The following is a 16,745-nucleotide window of genomic DNA, read 5'->3' as shown; positions in this document are numbered from 1 at the left end:
ATATGTGGTGGTATAATGTTTAACACTATAAAGAAATAAAAACAGAATCAAAAGGATAGATTATTTTAATACCAGGGAGGACGTTATGCATATCACTATTACAGGGAATCTAGGAAGCGGAAAATCTACTATATGTAAGATATTAGAGGATAAATATGGATTTGAAATCTATTCCACCGGTAAGGTGCAGCGTGAAATCGCGGAAGAGATGAACATCACTACGCTTGAAATGAATCAGTTAATGTGCAGTGACCGTAAATATGATACCATGATCGATGATGCAACAGCCAGGATTTCAAGAGAAAACAGAGACAAAAATATTATATTTGATTCCAGACTGGCCTGGCATTTTGTAGAACAGTCTTTTAAAGTATTTTTATCCGTAAGCCTTAATGTTGCTGCAGAGAGGGTAAAAAACGATGACCGCGGAAATGTAGAAAAGTATTCCTCTGTAACGGAAGCGAAGGAGATGCTTGCAGCAAGAGCAGCGACAGAAGATAAACGTTATAAAGATATGTATAATTTAAGTTATTTTGACTTTTCGAATTATAATTTGGTAATAGATAGTACATGCTGTACATCTGAAAAAATTGCATCTATTATTATGCAGGAAGCTAAGAAGTTTGAAGCAGTTATGAAAGAAAGAGGGCAATTTGAATCCGGAAATCAGGGAATTAACAGAATTCTTATCTCACCTAAAAGATTATATCCACATCCGGTTTTAGCCGAGGAATTAAATGATTTAAAAGAATTGGTAGAAAAGTATAAAAAATTAAGCGATTACATTGAGACTACCATATCGGTAAGTAAAAACGGTGATGAATATACTATACTGGAAGGAATGGATCAGGTAAAAGCTGCTGCAGCAGCTGAAGTACCATATGTACCTGTTGCGATAAGATAATTTATATTTTTTGTATGGGATTTCAATGGTATTAATTAAGATATGGTTTTTATTAAAACATGGTATTTTATTGTTTAATGCTTATACATGGAACATTCTAATAATTTTGGTAACCCATTCTTTTGAAATCCTTGCAGTAATCACCTAACATACATTTAATAATTTTGCAGACAATACTTTAGAGAGTAATTACAACTTATGTAATTACTCTCTGTTTTTAACTTAATTGTCAAATAACATCGGAAAGGAATTTCCACTGTAAAAGCATTTAAATTATGATTGATGAAGGGAGGATTCTATGATTAACATAAATAATAAAGTAAAATTATTATATGTTGTAATAGCAGCAATTATTGGAGTGTATATCGGTTTTGAATATATTCTTCCCCTTTTTATTCCGTTTGTACTGGCATATTTTATAGCATGGATACTTTTACCCGTGGTGAGATTTTTAAATAAAAAAATCCATATGCCAAAAATGGTTGGTGGAATCCTGTCTCTAAGTTTATTAGGATCGGCTGTAATCTGGACTTTATGTAAATTATGCGGTCTGTTCCTACAGCAGTTAACTGTACTGCTGCGAAATATGCCTATCTACCTGTCCATATTAGGAGCTCATGTAGATACTTTCTGTGATGGGTGCGATGAATTCTTCGGAATACAGCTGGGAACTATGAGAAGTTATTTTTATAGCAGTATGGATGGAATGTTAGGTATAATGAAAACAAAAATCATGCCGGTTATAACTTCCCAAAGCTTAAACATAATGATTGGTTTAGTAGGAATTGCCGGCTTTCTATTGATAATATTAGTCTCTATTTTGTTATTTATTAAGGATGAAGAGCAATATGGAAATAGCTTTCGTAATTCAATTTTTTACCCCGATATTCATCTTATTACCAGTAAATTATCTGAGATGGGTATTGCTTACTTAAGAACCCAGGCTATCATGATGACATTAATTTCCGGATTATGTACAGTGGGATTATTACTTATTAATAACAAATATGCATTAATCATAGGTATTGGGATCGGTATTTTTGATGCGTTTCCTATATTGGGCAGCGGGCTTATTCTTGTACCCTGGGGAATCATATCTTTATTTAATCACGATCTGTATTCCGCAGCTGTACTTTTGACGCTGTATCTAGGCTGCCAGCTGATCAGACAGTTTTTAGAACCCAGATTACTGGGTAATCGTATTGGGATAAAACCAATCTATACACTAATGTCAATGTATATCGGATTGAAAATATTCGGAATTGCAGGTTTTATCCTGGGACCTTTAGGATTAGTAATTATTACTACTGTAGTGAATGAATACAAGCAGCATCTGAATTTATGCAAAAATAACGGTTAATTGGAATATTACTTGACAAAATATTTGATGTGGCATAAAATCTTCAATATAAAAGCAATGATAAGGAATAGTATATAAAAATTATCCTCCCAGAGAGAGAATTTAAGTGGTGAGAGATTCTTAGGATAATGTTATAGAACCTACCTTGGAGCACTGTGTGAAAATACAGCGTAAAACCGGCGTTAACGGGGGAAAAGAGAACTGCAGATGCAGTTAATTAGGGTGGTACCGCCGAGGTCTTTCGGTCCCTTGTGGATGAAAGGCTTTTTTTTATTTCCCAAAAACCAAGTGGGAATTTGACTTTCATCAATTCAATAACCTAAATCTCGAAAGGAGAAAGCGCTATGGCAAAGGAAAAAAAATTAGTAGAGGCAATTACCTCTATGGAAGAGGATTTTGCACAATGGTATACGGATGTTGTTAAAAAAGCAGAATTAATTGATTACTCCAGTGTAAGAGGATGTATGATTTTAAGACCGAATGGTTATGCAATATGGGAAAATATTCAGAAAGAACTGGATCGGAGATTTAAAGAGACCGGTGTTGAAAATGTATATATGCCTATGTTTATACCGGAGAGTCTTTTGCAGAAAGAAAAAGATCATGTAGAAGGATTCGCACCGGAAGTTGCCTGGGTAACCCACGGCGGACTGGAACCTTTGCAGGAGAGATTGTGTGTAAGACCTACTTCAGAAACCTTATTCTGTGATTTTTATTCCAATATTGTACAGTCATACAGGGATCTGCCTAAATTATATAATCAATGGTGCTCCGTAGTTCGGTGGGAGAAAACCACAAGGCCTTTCCTGCGTTCAGTGGAATTTCTGTGGCAGGAGGGTCATACGATACATGCCACTGCAGAAGAAGCGGAAGAAAGAACCATTCAGATGTTAAATGTATATTCTGATTTTTGTGAACAGATATTAGCGATTCCAATGGTTAAAGGAAAGAAAACAGAGAAAGAAAAGTTTGCCGGAGCAAAGGCTACCTATACCATAGAAGCATTAATGCATGACGGAAAGGCACTTCAGTCCGGTACCAGTCATAATTTCGGAGATGGATTTGCACGTGCATTTGATATCCAATATACGGATAAAGATAATAAACTTCAATATGCTCATCAGACGTCCTGGGGTATGACAACCCGTTTAATCGGAGCTATTATTATGGTACATGGGGATGACAGCGGTTTAGTTCTGCCACCGAGAATTGCTCCTACTCAGGTAATGATTATTCCTATAGCACAGCACAAAGAGGGAGTGCTTTTAAAAGCAGCCGAACTGAAAGAAAAACTGGGTGGCTTTAGGGTAAAAGTAGATGATTCGGATAAGAGTCCGGGCTGGAAATTCAGCGAGCAGGAGATGCGTGGTATTCCTATTCGTATTGAAATCGGACCAAAAGATATTGAAGCAAATCAGGCAGTCATTGTACGTCGTGATACAAGAGAAAAGATAGTTGCTTCTCTGGATGATTTAGATAAAACCGTATCAGAAGTTTTAGAAATCATGCAAAATGAAATGTTGGAAAGAGCAAGAAATCACCGTGATTCCCATACCACCAGCGCATCTGATTTTGAAGAATTTAAAGATGCCATAGCGAATAAACCGGGATTTGTAAAAGCTATGTGGTGTGGAGACAAAGCCTGTGAAGATGCAATCAAAGAACAAACTGGCGCAACCAGCCGTTGTATGCCGTTTGAACAGGAGCATATTGCAGACACCTGCGTATGCTGCGGTAAAAAAGCGAAATCCATGGTTTATTGGGGCAAAGCTTATTAAATTTATCATTTATTTATTACGGTTATCCCTGCCTGCAAATGTTTTAGGTGAAAGACCGCATCTCTCTTTAAAACAATTAGAAAAATAATGTTCATCCGAAAAATTTAACTGATAAGCAATCTGTTTAATAGAAATATTTGTATTGGTTAACAACAGCTTAGCTGTCTCTATTTTCTGTTCCAGGATATATTCGTATGGGGTTTTCAAAAACTCCTTTTTAAATATCCGGTTTAATTGAGAAGGGGATAAGCAAGCTGTTTCTGCCAAACGGTTTATGGAAAACTTTTCATAAATATTCGTATCGATATATTCTTTTATTTTATACGCGGTGGCATTATTAACAATTGGTTTATCATACATATACATGCTGATTCGTGAGATGATTTCATGATAGATCAGAGCACATTTCTGATATATAACAGCAGTTCCGGCTTCTTTGTCTTCACAGACGGTGAGAAATTTCTCAAATAAATCCAACAAATTCAAACTTTTAATCAGTAAAACCCCTTCCAGATGGTACGTCTTTACCAACAGATCACATAAGGGACCATGTATATTCATCCAGATTTTTTTCCAGGGATTGACTGCACTTGAATAATAGCGGTGATGATGCCCTATGGGAAGGATATAAATATCTCCTTTGGAGGGATATATAATTTGGTTGTCCATATGTACAGTCCCCTCACCCTCCATAATATACTCTAAGCAAAATATTCTGGAATTATCCCGATTAACGTAATAATGAGGATCCGGGTAAGTAATTCCTGTCATTTCAACAATAAACTGATTATTAATTCTATTCTCATCGTATAAAAAACTTACTATATGCTCCATATGATTGTATTCCTCACTTAGATGCGGGTAAAATCCATGTTTTTATCTATAATATAGCAGTATAATACAAAGAAGTAAATAAGAAATTGCAAACTATATAAAAAGGAGAATAGAGTTATGTGCATACCAAGACCGGAACATCCGTTTCCGCAAATGGAACGAAATAATTGGAAGAATCTGAACGGTGAATGGCAATTCGAATTTGATTTTGGCAACAGCGGGATTGATAGAAAATTTTATGAAAAGAAAGAGTTAAAGGACAAAATTATAGTACCTTTCTGTCCGGAAAGTGAACTAAGCGGCATAAACTATAAGGATTTCATACCTGCTGTGTGGTATAAAAGATCTGTGGAAGTCACAGAGGAAGAGTTAAAGGGAAGAATCCTGCTTCATTTTGGTGCGGTGGATTATGAATGCAACGTTTATGTAAATGGAAAAGAAGTGGGCACACATAAAGGCGGATATGCCTCTTTTCAATTTGATATCACTGACTTTTTAGGTAAAGGAAGCAACGATATAACTGTATATGCCAAAGACGATACCAGATCGGGATTACAGCCCAAAGGGAAACAAAGCAGCGGTTATTATTCCTCAGGGTGTGATTATACCAGGACAACGGGTATATGGCAGACAGTGTGGGTTGAATATGTACCGGTTAAACACATTAAAACAGTAAAATATTATCCTAATATATCAGAAGGGCAGCTGTACATAACCGGAACTGTGGCAGGAAGCGGAACCTTTAAAGCTGTCGCAAGCTACCAGGGTAAAAAATGCGGAGAAGTATCTGTACACGCAGAAAACGGAAACATCCAGGCAGTTCTTAAACTTAGTGAAATACATCTTTGGGAGCTGGGAGAAGGAAATCTTTATGATTTGGAACTTCAGTTTGAACAGGATGTGGTTAAGAGTTATTTTGGTTTAAGAGAAGTTAAATTAAAGAATATGAAGTTTTATCTAAATGGCAAATCCATATTCCAGCGTCTGGTACTTGACCAGGGCTTTTATCCGGACGGAATCTATACCGCACCGGATGAGGAAACATTAGTTCGAGATATCACATTATCCATGGATATGGGTTTTAACGGAGCACGTCTTCATGAGAAAGTTTTCGAAGCCAGATTTTTATATCATTGTGACAAAATGGGTTACATGGTTTGGGGAGAACATGCTAACTGGGGCTTAGATATATCAAAACCAAGCGGTCTTTACGCCTTTTTACCGGAGTGGCTTGAAATAGTGGAGAGAGATTTTAATCATCCCTCAATCGTAGGCTGGTGTCCGTTTAATGAAACCTGGGATAACAGAGGAAGAAAACAAATCGATGATACCCTAAGAATCGTATATCTTACAACGAAACAGTTGGATACAACCAGACCTTGTATTGACACCAGTGGTAACTTCCATGTTATTACAGATATATACGATCTTCATAATTACACTCAGGATCCGGATAAATTTAAAGAGTATTATGAAGATTTTAAAACAGGAGGCGAATTAAAGGACGACCATATAAAAAGACAGCAATATACGCTAGGACTTCCTGTGTTTATCAGTGAATACGGTGGTATTAAATGGGATCCTGCCGTATCGGAAGAGGGCGGCTGGGGATATGGTGAAGCGCCCAAAACCGAAGAAGAATTTATATCCCGTTATGATGGTTTAACTACGACACTTTTAGAAAACCCAAATATATTTGCATTCTGTTACACTCAGTTATATGATGTTGAGCAGGAAGTAAATGGGCTATATACTTATTACAGGAAAGCAAAATTTGATCCGGCAGTTATAAAAGCCATTAATACTAAGAAGGCTGCCGTTGAGGAATAATAAAATATATAGAGTAGTAACAAAACATTTTTAAATAGTTTCATGTCATGCGATTTATAATAACCTGTGAAAGCTCATCAAGGATTTCTTTTAATCCCCTGGTAAGCTTTTTACAGGTTTTTTTGTTCATTCTTTGAGTTTTTTTATTGAAATCCGGCATGTCCGCAAAAATGATTGTTATCCCTCAAAACTTCGGCTATAATATAACATATCAGGAACACGGGTTTGTTTCCCGGGATACAAAGAATTTTATTCAGAAAGGGCTTAGTATTAACATGAAAATAGAACTGCCCCAGAAGGTGGATTATATTATAAATGAATTAATGAAAAACGGTTATGAAGCTTATGCAGTCGGCGGATGTATCAGGGACTCTATTCTTGGTAAGGAACCTGAGGACTGGGATATTACGACTTCTGCAAAACCACAGGAAGTTAAGAAACTATTCCGTAGAACCATAGACACAGGTATTGTGCACGGTACCGTTACAGTAATGTTGGAAAAGGAGGGCTATGAGGTCACCACTTACCGGATAGACGGAGAATATGAAGATAACCGCAGGCCTAAAACAGTTGAATTTACCGCAGATTTAATAGAAGATTTAAAAAGACGGGACTTTACCATTAATGCAATGGCATATAATAAACTAAAAGGGCTGGTAGATGTATTTAATGGGCTTTCTGATCTTCAAAACGGAGTTATACGCTGTGTAGGAAGTGCATCGGAACGTTTTGATGAAGATGCACTTCGCATTTTACGGGCTATTCGTTTCTCTGCCCAGCTGGGTTTTGAAATAGAGGAAAAAACATTAGAAGCAGTAATAGCCAAAGCTTCGAATCTGGAAGCAATCAGTGCGGAACGAATCCGGGTGGAACTAAATAAGCTTCTTTTATCTCCTCATCCGGAAAAATTGATCGATGCACAAAAGTCAGATATTACAAAAGTGGTATTACCGGAATTTGATACTATGATGAACACGGAGCAGAATAACCCCCATCATATCTACTCGGTTGGGATGCATTCCATAAAAGCAGTGAAAGAAGCAGGGAATAGTGCAGTATCTTTTAACCCCAAAGAAACACTGGTCCTACGGTGGACTCTATTACTTCATGATGTGGGGAAACCATATTGCAAAACAACGGATCAAAAAGGCGATCACTTTTATGGACATGCAGAGAAAAGTGCGGAAACTGCGAAATTAATTTTGAGAAGATTAAAATTTGACAATGAAACGATTGATATGGTGTTTCGTTTAATTAAATGGCATGATTATAAGTTTTCCCTTACACCGCAGGATATGAGAAAAGCTGTTAATAAGATAGGCATGGATATCTTTGATTTACTGTTTGAAGTAAAAGCAGCAGATACTCTCGCTCAAAATCCAAATACCTGGAAAGAAAAAATGGATCATTTAGACCAGGCCAAAGTCATCTATCAGGAGATCAAAGCCAATCAGGAATGCGTAAATCTCAAGATGTTAAAAATAAATGGTAAGGATTTAATATATATTGGTTTTAAACCGGGCAAAGAAATGGGAGAAATACTGAACCGTCTGTTGGAGCAGGTTTTGGATAATCCCAACCTGAATGAGAAACAAATATTGCTGAGAATGGCTTTACAATATAAGCCAGATGGTATAGAAAATTCTGAAGAATAACTCCATAGGTAAACAAAAAACCTCCAAATTTTATCACAAAATCCCTGCTATTCCTGTCATGAATTGGAATGGTTTATCATAGGATTAAAAGAGACACCCCTATGTAGCGGTGCAATAGTTTGGGTCAGGAGGCTTTCCTATGGAGGATAGAAATCTAGAACTATTTAGACAATATAATATAAAAATCTACAATACATACAGAATCAGGGGGGCATTTATATTAGAGACAGATAAGGGACTCAAGCTATTGAAAAGCTTAGAGAGCTCAAAAAGCCGAGTTGATTTTGAAAATACGGTACTGGAGTATTTAACCATTCAAAATTACCCCTATGTAGATTTATATGTTAAGAATTATTCGAATGAAATTGTAACGGAAGATAGTGCAGGTAATAAATATGTTTTAAAAAATTGGTTCCCGGGAGAAGAATGCAATTTAAGGGATGAGGCAGATGTTGCGGATGCCACCGTTAATCTGGCAATACTGCATACCTTGCTCCGGGAAGTTCCGTTATCGGAAGAGCAGTTACTGCATAATTCATATGTAGATCTACTGGAGGTCTTCGATAAAAGAAACCGTGAGCTTAAGAGGGTCAGAAGTTACATAAGGGAAAAAAGAAAAAAAAACGAGTTTGAGTTATGCTATTTAAACTGTTATGATGAATTTTACAATCAGTCTCAGGAAGCAACCAGGATACTTAGTGAGTCAAATTATGCCGAACTGATGAAAGAGGCAGTGGAGCATAGGTGTGTTTGTCATGGCAATTATACGTATCATAATGTTATTGTGCTTAAAGCAAACCAAATAAATTCTGTAAACTGGAATTCTTCTAAAAATGAAGAAGTTCTGTCAGCAGCAGGATTAAGAGGAACGATAAAAGCCAATATGGCAACGACTAATTTTGACCGTGCTTGTGTCGGAATTCAAATTACGGACATATATCAGTTCATGCGTAAAGTCATGGAGAAAAATGATTGGGATCCGGATATCGGAAGTATGATTTTGGATAATTATAACCGCATACTTCAAATTGATAAAGACGAACTAAAACTACTTTATGTATTACTTTTATACCCCGAAAAGTTTTGGAAAATTACTAACTTCTACTATAATGGCAAGAAGTCCTGGGTCCCCCAGCGGAATATACAGAAACTAATCGGAATACAGGAGCAGATGGATAGAAAGAAGCAATTTCTGGAATGCCTCAGAGCGACCTTGACATAAGGGTATAAAGTATAGTTGCTTAACAATTCGGAATAGTCTATAATGAAATTACCAGTAAAGGGACTGCTTTAATATGTGTTTTTAAAATCCTTTCTATATGTGATTTTGCCGGTACCCTTTTATTTTATTCTATAGTGAGAGGTAAAACATTGGACGATAAGATAATCAGTTATAAAGAACATAAGAAAAATAATAAAGGTTTGTTTCCTTTTTTATTATTTGGCGCTTTTTTCCTTATTTTAGTTACTGTGGTTTTATCTATTGCAGCTCAGAAATCTTCAGAAAAAGTAAATTACAAACAAAGCTCTGCCGCTTTAGAAGAAAGTAATAATAAAGTAGAGGATACTAAGATTTTAGCAGTTTTAAAAGGGATTGATACCGGTTCCGGTACCATAACACTTTTAGACATAGAGGATGGACAAGATATTATACTTACCCTTACCGGCGGAACAAATGTAGTTGATAAATATGAAAAGGTAATATCGGTATCCCAGTTAAACCTGGGAGAAATTGTAGATGCTTATTATAATAAGAGCTCTTCTGTAGTATCGAAGCTTCAGATATCGAATAAAGCCTGGGAGTATAAAGGTGTCAGCAATTGGAGCATGGATGAGGAAAAAAACATTTTTAACATTGCAGAAACTAAATACAAATATTCTGCAGGGGTGGTAATTTTTAAACAGAAGCAGTTTTTAACCCCAAAAGACCTGGATCCCAAAGATGAATTGGTGGTAAAGGGTTATAATAAAGAAGTATGGTCCATTCAGGTGAGCAGAGGACATGGTACGGTTACCTTTGAGGACTATAAAGATTTTATCGGAGGTACAGTATACATAGGGAACAGTGAAATATTACCTATTGTTTCAGACATGTCAATCCTTGTTAAGGAAGGCAGCTATGATGTGACTATGGAAAAGGGAACCCTGAAAGGTTCCAAAAAAGCAGAAGTAGTTCCATTTCAGGATACTGTAATTAATATGGGCGAATTCAAACTACCGCCTAAAAAGATCGGTAAAGTCAAATTCAATATCACTCCGGAGGGAGCAGATCTTTTTATTAATGAGGAACTAAAAGATTACAGCAAGGCACTGGAACTTAATTACGGAGAATATAACATTAAGGTAGCGCTAGGCGGTTATATTACCTATTCCGGTAAATTGGAGATTATAGGGCCAGGTAAAACCGTTTCAATAGATCTTGTGGAAAATCAGAATACCGGAGACAATACTGAATCAGATGGCAGAAATACCTCCGAAACACCTGTTAAAACCGAGGACAAAAATAACAGCTCCACAACAAAGAGTGATTCTGACGGACGTACCGACGAGAATGATACGGTGGATGAGAAAGATACGGATAAAAATTATGATGAAGTGAAAGCTTCTGAAAATATTTATGTTCAGGAACCAAAAGGTGCCAGTATTTATTTTGACGGACAGTTTAAAGGTACCGTCCCGGTAAGTTTTCCAAAAGTAACCGGAACTCATTATATTACCTTAATTCAAGCAAATCATCAGACAAAGACCTACACAGTGGAAATTGAAGATGACAAGGAGGATGTGAAATACAGTTTTTCGGGACTGGACAAATCCGAGTAGAATATGTGGACTTCTTGCATATTCCTGGACTTCTGACATAGAATAAATTAAGGAAATTCTATGGAGGTTAAGATGAGAAGGCTTGGGATTATATTACTTCTATTGGGGGTAATTGGAAGCGCTCTACTATTTACCGGGTGTAAGTCTGAAAATACCGATATTAAGAAAATTAAAGATTTGGAATTTACAGTAGTTGAGGATGCCGATGTTCCGGAACAGCTGATGCAGATAATAAACGAAAAGAAAAAAGAACCCTTCAAAATGTCTTATTCTAATGCAGATAATTTGTATATTGTAGTAGGATATGGAGAACAGCCCACAGGAGGTTACAGCATTTCAGTTGACGATTTATTCTTAACATCAAACGCGGTTTATATTGATACAAATCTGATAGGTCCTACTGAATCCGATTACGTAACGAATGCAGTTACATATCCGTATATTGTTGTAAAAACGGAATTTATTGACAAAAGCGTAGTATTCAAATAAAGCAAATAACAAACATCCACATAACCAACAGTCTGGAAAAGCTATCTTACTTTAACCAGACTGTTATCTTTTGTTTATAAAGAACAATGAAATATTCATTGATTGGAGAAAAATCACAAAAATATAGTTGGATTATCTGAAAATGAAACAAATAAATCTGCTTTATTGTGTAAAATGACGATAAAATGAAAAAATATTTTATTCCTTAACTGGAATCATCACTATAGTTTGCAAAAAATTACAATTTTATTTGTTTCCTTTTTTATATACAAGTTCATTAAAAACCTTAAGTTGTCAGAAAATTTATTGACAGGTTGGAAATTACATGCTATAGTAGCAATAGCTGTATTTTCGGAACTTATGTCCAATAGTTTGAGGAATCCCGACAATGATTCCTAGATCCTATATAAAGTTTTACTACCCTTAAGGAGGCTGTTATTATGGTGAAACAGGCAGATGTTAGCAAGGTTCGTAGAGAAATAATAAGTCACGTAGGAAGCAGAGTAAAAATTAAGGCGAATAGAGGCAGAAATAAAATGGATATTACAGAAGGCATAATTACTCAAACTTATCCCAGCATTTTTCTCATACAGATTGATGACGCCGGAAGTGACGCGGTAAAGACTATGTCATTTAGTTATGCAGATGTATTGACAAAAGATGTGCAGATGATGTTATGCTAATCCTTTAAACATAAGATAAGACATGCTTCAATTTATCGGGATGATAAATTGGAGCTTTTTTATTCATAAAAAATAGGACTCCCGAATATGATATGGTATAAGACAAGGAGGGATTTTTTGTGGAGCTGATTAAGAAAAATGTTCACATGAATAAATTGAAATGTCAAAGCAGCCTTCAGCTTACCCTAGACGATGATTTTAATGTTCCCGATGTGAAACCGGACATCTATAAAATTATTAAAGAACAGGGCGCTATTAAAATTAATGACGTCAAGATGTTAAATGGTAAATTGATGGTAAAAGGCGCTCTTTCCTTTAATATGCTGTATTTAAGCGACGAGAACGTCAGGCCGGTACATAATATGTCTGGAGAAGTGCCATTTGACGAAGTAATCCACTTAGATGAAGCCTGCGCCGGCGATGAGGCTATCATTAATTGGGAACTGGAAGATTTGACACCTGGACTGATAAATTCCAGAAAAATTAATGTAAAAGCAATTGTAGGGCTTACAGTTCTAGTGGAAGAATTGTATGATGAGGCAACAGCGGTTTCTATAGAGGGTGACGAGAACGTTCAATTTGTAAATAAGAATATAACAGTAACCGATATTGCTGTTGATAAGAAAGATACTTATCGTGTAAAAGATCAGATACACCTGCCGTCTAACAAAGGAAATATTTCAGAAATTTTATATAGTGAGCTTGAACTAAGAAATCCTGAGGTAAGACTGCTGACAGATAAATTTACTGTGAAAGGTGAAATTCTGGTATTTATTTTATATGCCAGTGAAAGTGATGATAATCCTGTTGAGTATTTCGAGACAGAATTACCTTTTAGCACAACAGTTGACTGCAACGGATGTACGGAAGATATGGTAGATAACATCGAATTCTCTATTGCAAGTAAAAGTCTGGAAGTAATGCCGGATGCAGACGGAGAGGAAAGAATCATTGATGTAGAAGTGGTTTTGGAAATGGGAATTAAAATATACGAAGAAGAAGAACTGGAATTATTAAATGATATTTATTCTCCTGTAAAAGAATTGGTTCCTGTTCTAAAGGATGCTCATTATGAAGATCTATTAGTTAAAAACAACAGCAAGGTGCGGGTTAATGACCGTCTTAAAATAACTGCCAATCAGCCGGATATTCTTCAGGTCTGCCATGCAGCCGGTGGTATTAAAGTAGATGATATCACGCAGGTAGATAATGGTCTGGAGGTAAACGGTGTATTAGAGGTACAGATTTTATATATTTGTGCAGATGACAATAAACCGCTTAATTCTGTTAAAGGTATTATACCATTCAACCAGACAATTGAAGCAAAAGGAATTAAACCCACCAGCATTTATCACGTAAAACCAGCATTAGAACAGCTTAGTGTCATGATGTTAGACAGTGAGGAAATAGAGGTGAAAGCAGGTATCGGATTAAATGCCATTGTATTTGACTCTATCACGGAACCTGTCATTACGGATATAGAGGCTTATGACCTGGACTATGAAAAAATACAGAATATGCCAAGTATTGTGGGTTATATTGTGAAAAACCAGGATAGTTTGTGGAATATTGCGAAGAAATATTATACAACTGTGGATAGAATCAGAGAACTCAACGGATTAGAAGATAATAATATAAAGATTGGCGATAAATTAATTATAATGAAAAAAGTAGAAAGAACGATATAATTTACAAAAATCCCTTATCTATGGCAAAGAAAAAGGCTCTGTCATAAATTCCGATGTTTAGTATATCCGAATTTATGACAAGGCCTTAATTTCTGTTCGTATAAACGATTCCTATATAGTAATTAACTGGAGTCATTTATAGATACAAAAACACATAAAAGCTTAACTTGTTACGGTTGAATCTTGACCGGAAGCGGATTTTTTCCACTCATTTAATTTCTCCATTGTAGTATCCAAAGTCTGTTTGCAGATATCCGGAAGTTCATCGCCCCAGGTCTTGGTAGCTTGTTCAAAACCTTTTTTCACGGCGTCGATCATCTCGTCTATTTTATCCGGATCTCCGCCGGTCAGAGCTTTTGCAAAAGATACTAAACGGTCTGAAGTCTGATTTACACCCCAATATCCGTCTTCCGCAATGTCAGCTTTTGCCTGAGCTGCAGTTTCTTCATCTACAGGTACTTTTCCTTCCCTTAATAATTGATACATGGTGGATTCATCAAAGGTCTGACCCTGTTTTAACAGCATTTTTTCTACTAAATCCCTAAGCTGTTTGGTATGCTTTTCTGCATCCGCCTTTAATTGGGCGATAGTGGCCGTATCCTGTTTGTAAACGACTTTCTTAGTACTCTCACCGGTATTTTTTTCATAAACGGCAGATGGGGTCTCCTGATTGGTATCTGTAGCAGTTTTACTTGTTGTATCCTTACTCTTAGTTTGGTTTGTGTTAGCGCTTCCGTATACGGAAGAAGCTGAAGTAACTCCATTTAAACCCATAACTTGCACCCTCCTTGGTAGAATAATTAACTTTATATGGTAATTATCGGAGAGGCAGTATAAAAACTTAATATCTTGGGTGATATAAATCGGTAAGGAATACCTGTTTTCCCAAATCACTTACCTTAAACTGGTAGAATGCTTTTTCTGCTTTTTTAATATCGTCAAATAACCCAAATACGGTCGGACCGCTTCCGCTCATTAATGAGCCTACCGCACCGAGTTCCATCATAGTAGCTTTGATACTTCGGATAATCGGATATTCCGCTTCCGTAACAGTTTCTAAAACATTACCAAAAAGGTTTACTGCACCGGAGAGATCATTTCTCATTATAGAACGGATAATACCATCTATATCAGGATGTTTGGTGTTTTCATCCAGTTTCAGGTTTTCATAGACATATTTAGTTGAGACGCTGATACCGGGTTTCACAATTAATACATTACATTCCGGAAATGGAGGCAAGGGAGTCAGAATTTCGCCGATGCCCTCAGATAAAGCGGTTCCTCGCATGATACAATAGGGAACATCCGCTCCAAGCTGCAGCCCTAGTTTCATCAAGTCAGTTTTAGTGAGGTTTAAACCAAAAAGCCGGTTCATTCCATATAAAGCTGTAGCGGCGTCTGAACTTCCCCCTGCCATACCTGCAGCAACCGGTATTTTCTTTTCCAGATTAACATAAACGCCCTGTTCTATTTGATATTCTCTTCGAATTAAGGAAATAGCTTTATAAACAAGATTACTATCATCTGTAGGTAAATAATGCAGATTTGTATTAATAACGATGGACGTATTATTAGTACGGGTTAGTGTCAGCTTATCATAAAGACCAACGGTCTGCATAATCATGCGGACTTCATGATATCCATCCTGCCGTCTCCTCACCACATCCAGGCCGAGGTTTATTTTTGCGTGGGCTTTTAATTTTATCGAATTCATAAGTACTCCTGTTTATCTTTATGTAGTTTTAGGTAAATGCGAAACGACCTTACCTATTAATGCAGCATTTAGTATGATTATAAACGCAGGAGCAGCTCTTTGCAATAGCAGCCTTTTTCTAATCTTTCATTGCATCTTTTATCATTGATAATATTTTAAACTTTACTTTAATTTTTGTATCCCTATTAGAAAATACGGCTTTGTATTCCTCATCTGTTAATAGATATTTTAGTTCCTCTTTGGAGGATTTGGGGACTACACTATAAGTGGAATCAACAAAACAAAGAGGTGGAAACATGATACACCACCAGTTTTGTCCGGCAGCAGCACCAAGTTCAACCCGGACAGCTTCATATTCCCCGGGAGGAAGGGACAAGTCCCCATATACTTTTAAAGGGAAATAACCTTTTTCTATGGTGGCTTTGGCTGTATAATCATAGCCATTTTCCTTGATTATTCTGTTGGCGACGGTTTCCATTTCATCTAAATTATTATTTAAGATACTTCTTGCCTCATTAATGTTTTTTACATGCTCCAATTTGGGTCTCAAAGCATCTGTCAGAGCTCCTTTAATTACCAGTTTTAAAGCCTGGTCCTCGGCGGAATCACTATTTCCGATAACGTGAAACCGAATGATTTCCGAAGCGATGCCTTTTTGAAGATTATCTTTTCTGGCATCCGAAGGAAGTGCCTTAAATAATAATAAGGTAAATAAAACAAGTAAAACACTAAAGGAAAAAAATCCACAGTAAATGTAACTTTTGTAATTCCATTTCTTATGTATAGCCAATGCGCTGTATATATTATGATGATTCATAAAACTCCATTCTGCCCTATAAAACAGGCTGTTTAAATTAATATGTAATTAAGTCCTTAAATTTTTTTATTTAGTAGTAGTATTACCAATATTTGGGTAAGTAATCATTTGTAATAAATATCTGTATATGTTAAAATGAATCGGTCGGTGAATTTTTTTCAGACGAAACATGT

At 36.3% G+C, this 16,745-nt stretch carries 14 protein-coding genes and 1 other annotated feature; of the genes, 10 read left to right on the top strand and 4 right to left on the bottom strand.

All coding sequences use genetic code 11. The features are described from left to right. Nucleotides 1-85: 85 nt before the first annotated feature. The 3 genes from RBU59_RS14525 (at nt 86) to proS (ending at nt 4,042) form a co-directional block, all read left to right on the top strand. Entirely contained in the window at nt 86-904 is an 819-nt protein-coding gene (locus tag RBU59_RS14525) for a cytidylate kinase family protein (protein WP_308143240.1), read from the top strand. Nucleotides 905-1,202: 298 nt separating this feature from the next. After that, a complete protein-coding gene (locus RBU59_RS14520; RefSeq protein ID WP_308143239.1) occupies nt 1,203-2,264 on the top strand; it encodes an AI-2E family transporter in 1,062 nt (353 codons plus the stop codon). A 48-nt stretch (nt 2,265-2,312) separates the two neighbouring features. Then, nucleotides 2,313-2,517: a binding site (T-box leader), on the top strand. Nucleotides 2,518-2,608: 91 nt separating this feature from the next. Further along, entirely contained in the window at nt 2,609-4,042 is a 1,434-nt protein-coding gene (gene proS, locus RBU59_RS14515; RefSeq protein ID WP_308143238.1) for a proline--tRNA ligase, read from the top strand. 9 nt (nt 4,043-4,051) lie between these two features. Here the strand turns inward: proS and RBU59_RS14510 are convergent, their stop codons facing one another. Continuing rightward, nucleotides 4,052-4,876 (bottom strand): AraC family transcriptional regulator, encoded by an 825-nt coding sequence (locus tag RBU59_RS14510; RefSeq protein ID WP_308143237.1) that lies wholly within the window; start codon nt 4,874-4,876, stop codon nt 4,052-4,054. A gap of 117 nt (nt 4,877-4,993) precedes the next feature. On the opposite strand from RBU59_RS14510, the gene RBU59_RS14505 reads away from it, so the two are divergent. The 7 genes from RBU59_RS14505 to RBU59_RS14475 all read left to right on the top strand — a co-directional run bounded on the left by RBU59_RS14505 (nt 4,994) and on the right by RBU59_RS14475 (nt 14,041). Continuing rightward, nucleotides 4,994-6,706 carry a glycoside hydrolase family 2 protein gene (locus tag RBU59_RS14505; RefSeq protein WP_308143236.1) on the top strand — a complete coding sequence of 571 codons (1,713 nt, stop codon included), beginning with the start codon at nt 4,994-4,996 and terminating at the stop codon, nt 6,704-6,706. 275 nt (nt 6,707-6,981) lie between these two features. Beyond that, on the top strand, nt 6,982-8,361 hold the full coding sequence (locus RBU59_RS14500) for a CCA tRNA nucleotidyltransferase (RefSeq protein ID WP_334307759.1): 1,380 nt from the start codon (nt 6,982-6,984) through the stop codon (nt 8,359-8,361). Nucleotides 8,362-8,500: 139 nt separating this feature from the next. Then, a complete protein-coding gene (locus RBU59_RS14495; protein WP_308143234.1) occupies nt 8,501-9,583 on the top strand; it encodes a hypothetical protein in 1,083 nt (360 codons plus the stop codon). Nucleotides 9,584-9,732: 149 nt separating this feature from the next. Beyond that, the gene (locus RBU59_RS14490) at nt 9,733-11,181 is read left to right on the top strand and encodes a PEGA domain-containing protein (protein ID WP_308143233.1); all 1,449 of its coding nucleotides are present in this window, start codon (nt 9,733-9,735) and stop codon (nt 11,179-11,181) included. Nucleotides 11,182-11,253: 72 nt separating this feature from the next. Beyond that, nucleotides 11,254-11,670, top strand: coding sequence for a protease complex subunit PrcB family protein (locus RBU59_RS14485; RefSeq protein WP_308143232.1), 417 nt, complete (start codon nt 11,254-11,256; stop codon nt 11,668-11,670). 440 nt (nt 11,671-12,110) lie between these two features. Next, complete coding sequence (locus RBU59_RS14480) at nt 12,111-12,353, top strand: Veg family protein (RefSeq protein WP_308143231.1); 243 nt, start codon at nt 12,111-12,113, stop codon at nt 12,351-12,353. A 119-nt stretch (nt 12,354-12,472) separates the two neighbouring features. Next, a complete protein-coding gene (locus tag RBU59_RS14475) occupies nt 12,473-14,041 on the top strand; it encodes a DUF3794 and LysM peptidoglycan-binding domain-containing protein (RefSeq protein ID WP_308143230.1) in 1,569 nt (522 codons plus the stop codon). Nucleotides 14,042-14,203: 162 nt separating this feature from the next. On the opposite strand, the gene RBU59_RS14470 is transcribed toward RBU59_RS14475, so the two are convergent. The 3 genes from RBU59_RS14470 to spoIIR all read right to left on the bottom strand — a co-directional run bounded on the left by RBU59_RS14470 (nt 14,204) and on the right by spoIIR (nt 16,572). After that, the gene (locus tag RBU59_RS14470; protein ID WP_308143229.1) at nt 14,204-14,815 is read right to left on the bottom strand and encodes a hypothetical protein; all 612 of its coding nucleotides are present in this window, start codon (nt 14,813-14,815) and stop codon (nt 14,204-14,206) included. A 67-nt stretch (nt 14,816-14,882) separates the two neighbouring features. Then, a complete protein-coding gene (ispE, locus tag RBU59_RS14465; protein ID WP_308143228.1) occupies nt 14,883-15,755 on the bottom strand; it encodes a 4-(cytidine 5'-diphospho)-2-C-methyl-D-erythritol kinase in 873 nt (290 codons plus the stop codon). A 118-nt stretch (nt 15,756-15,873) separates the two neighbouring features. Further along, nucleotides 15,874-16,572: a stage II sporulation protein R gene (gene spoIIR / locus RBU59_RS14460; protein WP_308143227.1), complete on the bottom strand. Its 699-nt coding sequence runs from the start codon at nt 16,570-16,572 to the stop codon at nt 15,874-15,876. Between the last annotated feature and the right edge of the window lie 173 nt (nt 16,573-16,745).

Origin of the sequence: Anaerocolumna sp. MB42-C2 (assembly GCF_030913705.1) — a bacterium.
In the GTDB taxonomy this organism is placed as follows: domain Bacteria; phylum Bacillota; class Clostridia; order Lachnospirales; family Lachnospiraceae; genus Anaerocolumna.
This window is presented reverse-complemented; position numbering and strand designations above follow the sequence as displayed.

Bases quoted from the DNA above. Each gene is read 5' to 3' on its own strand.
- RBU59_RS14480 (WP_308143231.1), top strand. From the start codon at position 12,111: ATGGTGAAACAGGCAGATGTTAGCAAGGTTCGTAGAGAAATAATAAGT.
- RBU59_RS14500 (WP_334307759.1), top strand. From the start codon at position 6,982: ATGAAAATAGAACTGCCCCAGAAGGTGGATTATATTATAAATGAATTA.
- RBU59_RS14495 (WP_308143234.1), top strand. From the start codon at position 8,501: ATGGAGGATAGAAATCTAGAACTATTTAGACAATATAATATAAAAATC.
- RBU59_RS14525 (WP_308143240.1), top strand. From the start codon at position 86: ATGCATATCACTATTACAGGGAATCTAGGAAGCGGAAAATCTACTATA.
- RBU59_RS14510 (WP_308143237.1), bottom strand. From the start codon at position 4,876: ATGGAGCATATAGTAAGTTTTTTATACGATGAGAATAGAATTAATAAT.
- RBU59_RS14505 (WP_308143236.1), top strand. From the start codon at position 4,994: ATGTGCATACCAAGACCGGAACATCCGTTTCCGCAAATGGAACGAAAT.
- spoIIR (WP_308143227.1), bottom strand. From the start codon at position 16,572: ATGAATCATCATAATATATACAGCGCATTGGCTATACATAAGAAATGG.
- RBU59_RS14485 (WP_308143232.1), top strand. From the start codon at position 11,254: ATGAGAAGGCTTGGGATTATATTACTTCTATTGGGGGTAATTGGAAGC.
- RBU59_RS14520 (WP_308143239.1), top strand. From the start codon at position 1,203: ATGATTAACATAAATAATAAAGTAAAATTATTATATGTTGTAATAGCA.
- RBU59_RS14470 (WP_308143229.1), bottom strand. From the start codon at position 14,815: ATGGGTTTAAATGGAGTTACTTCAGCTTCTTCCGTATACGGAAGCGCT.
- proS (WP_308143238.1), top strand. From the start codon at position 2,609: ATGGCAAAGGAAAAAAAATTAGTAGAGGCAATTACCTCTATGGAAGAG.
- ispE (WP_308143228.1), bottom strand. From the start codon at position 15,755: ATGAATTCGATAAAATTAAAAGCCCACGCAAAAATAAACCTCGGCCTG.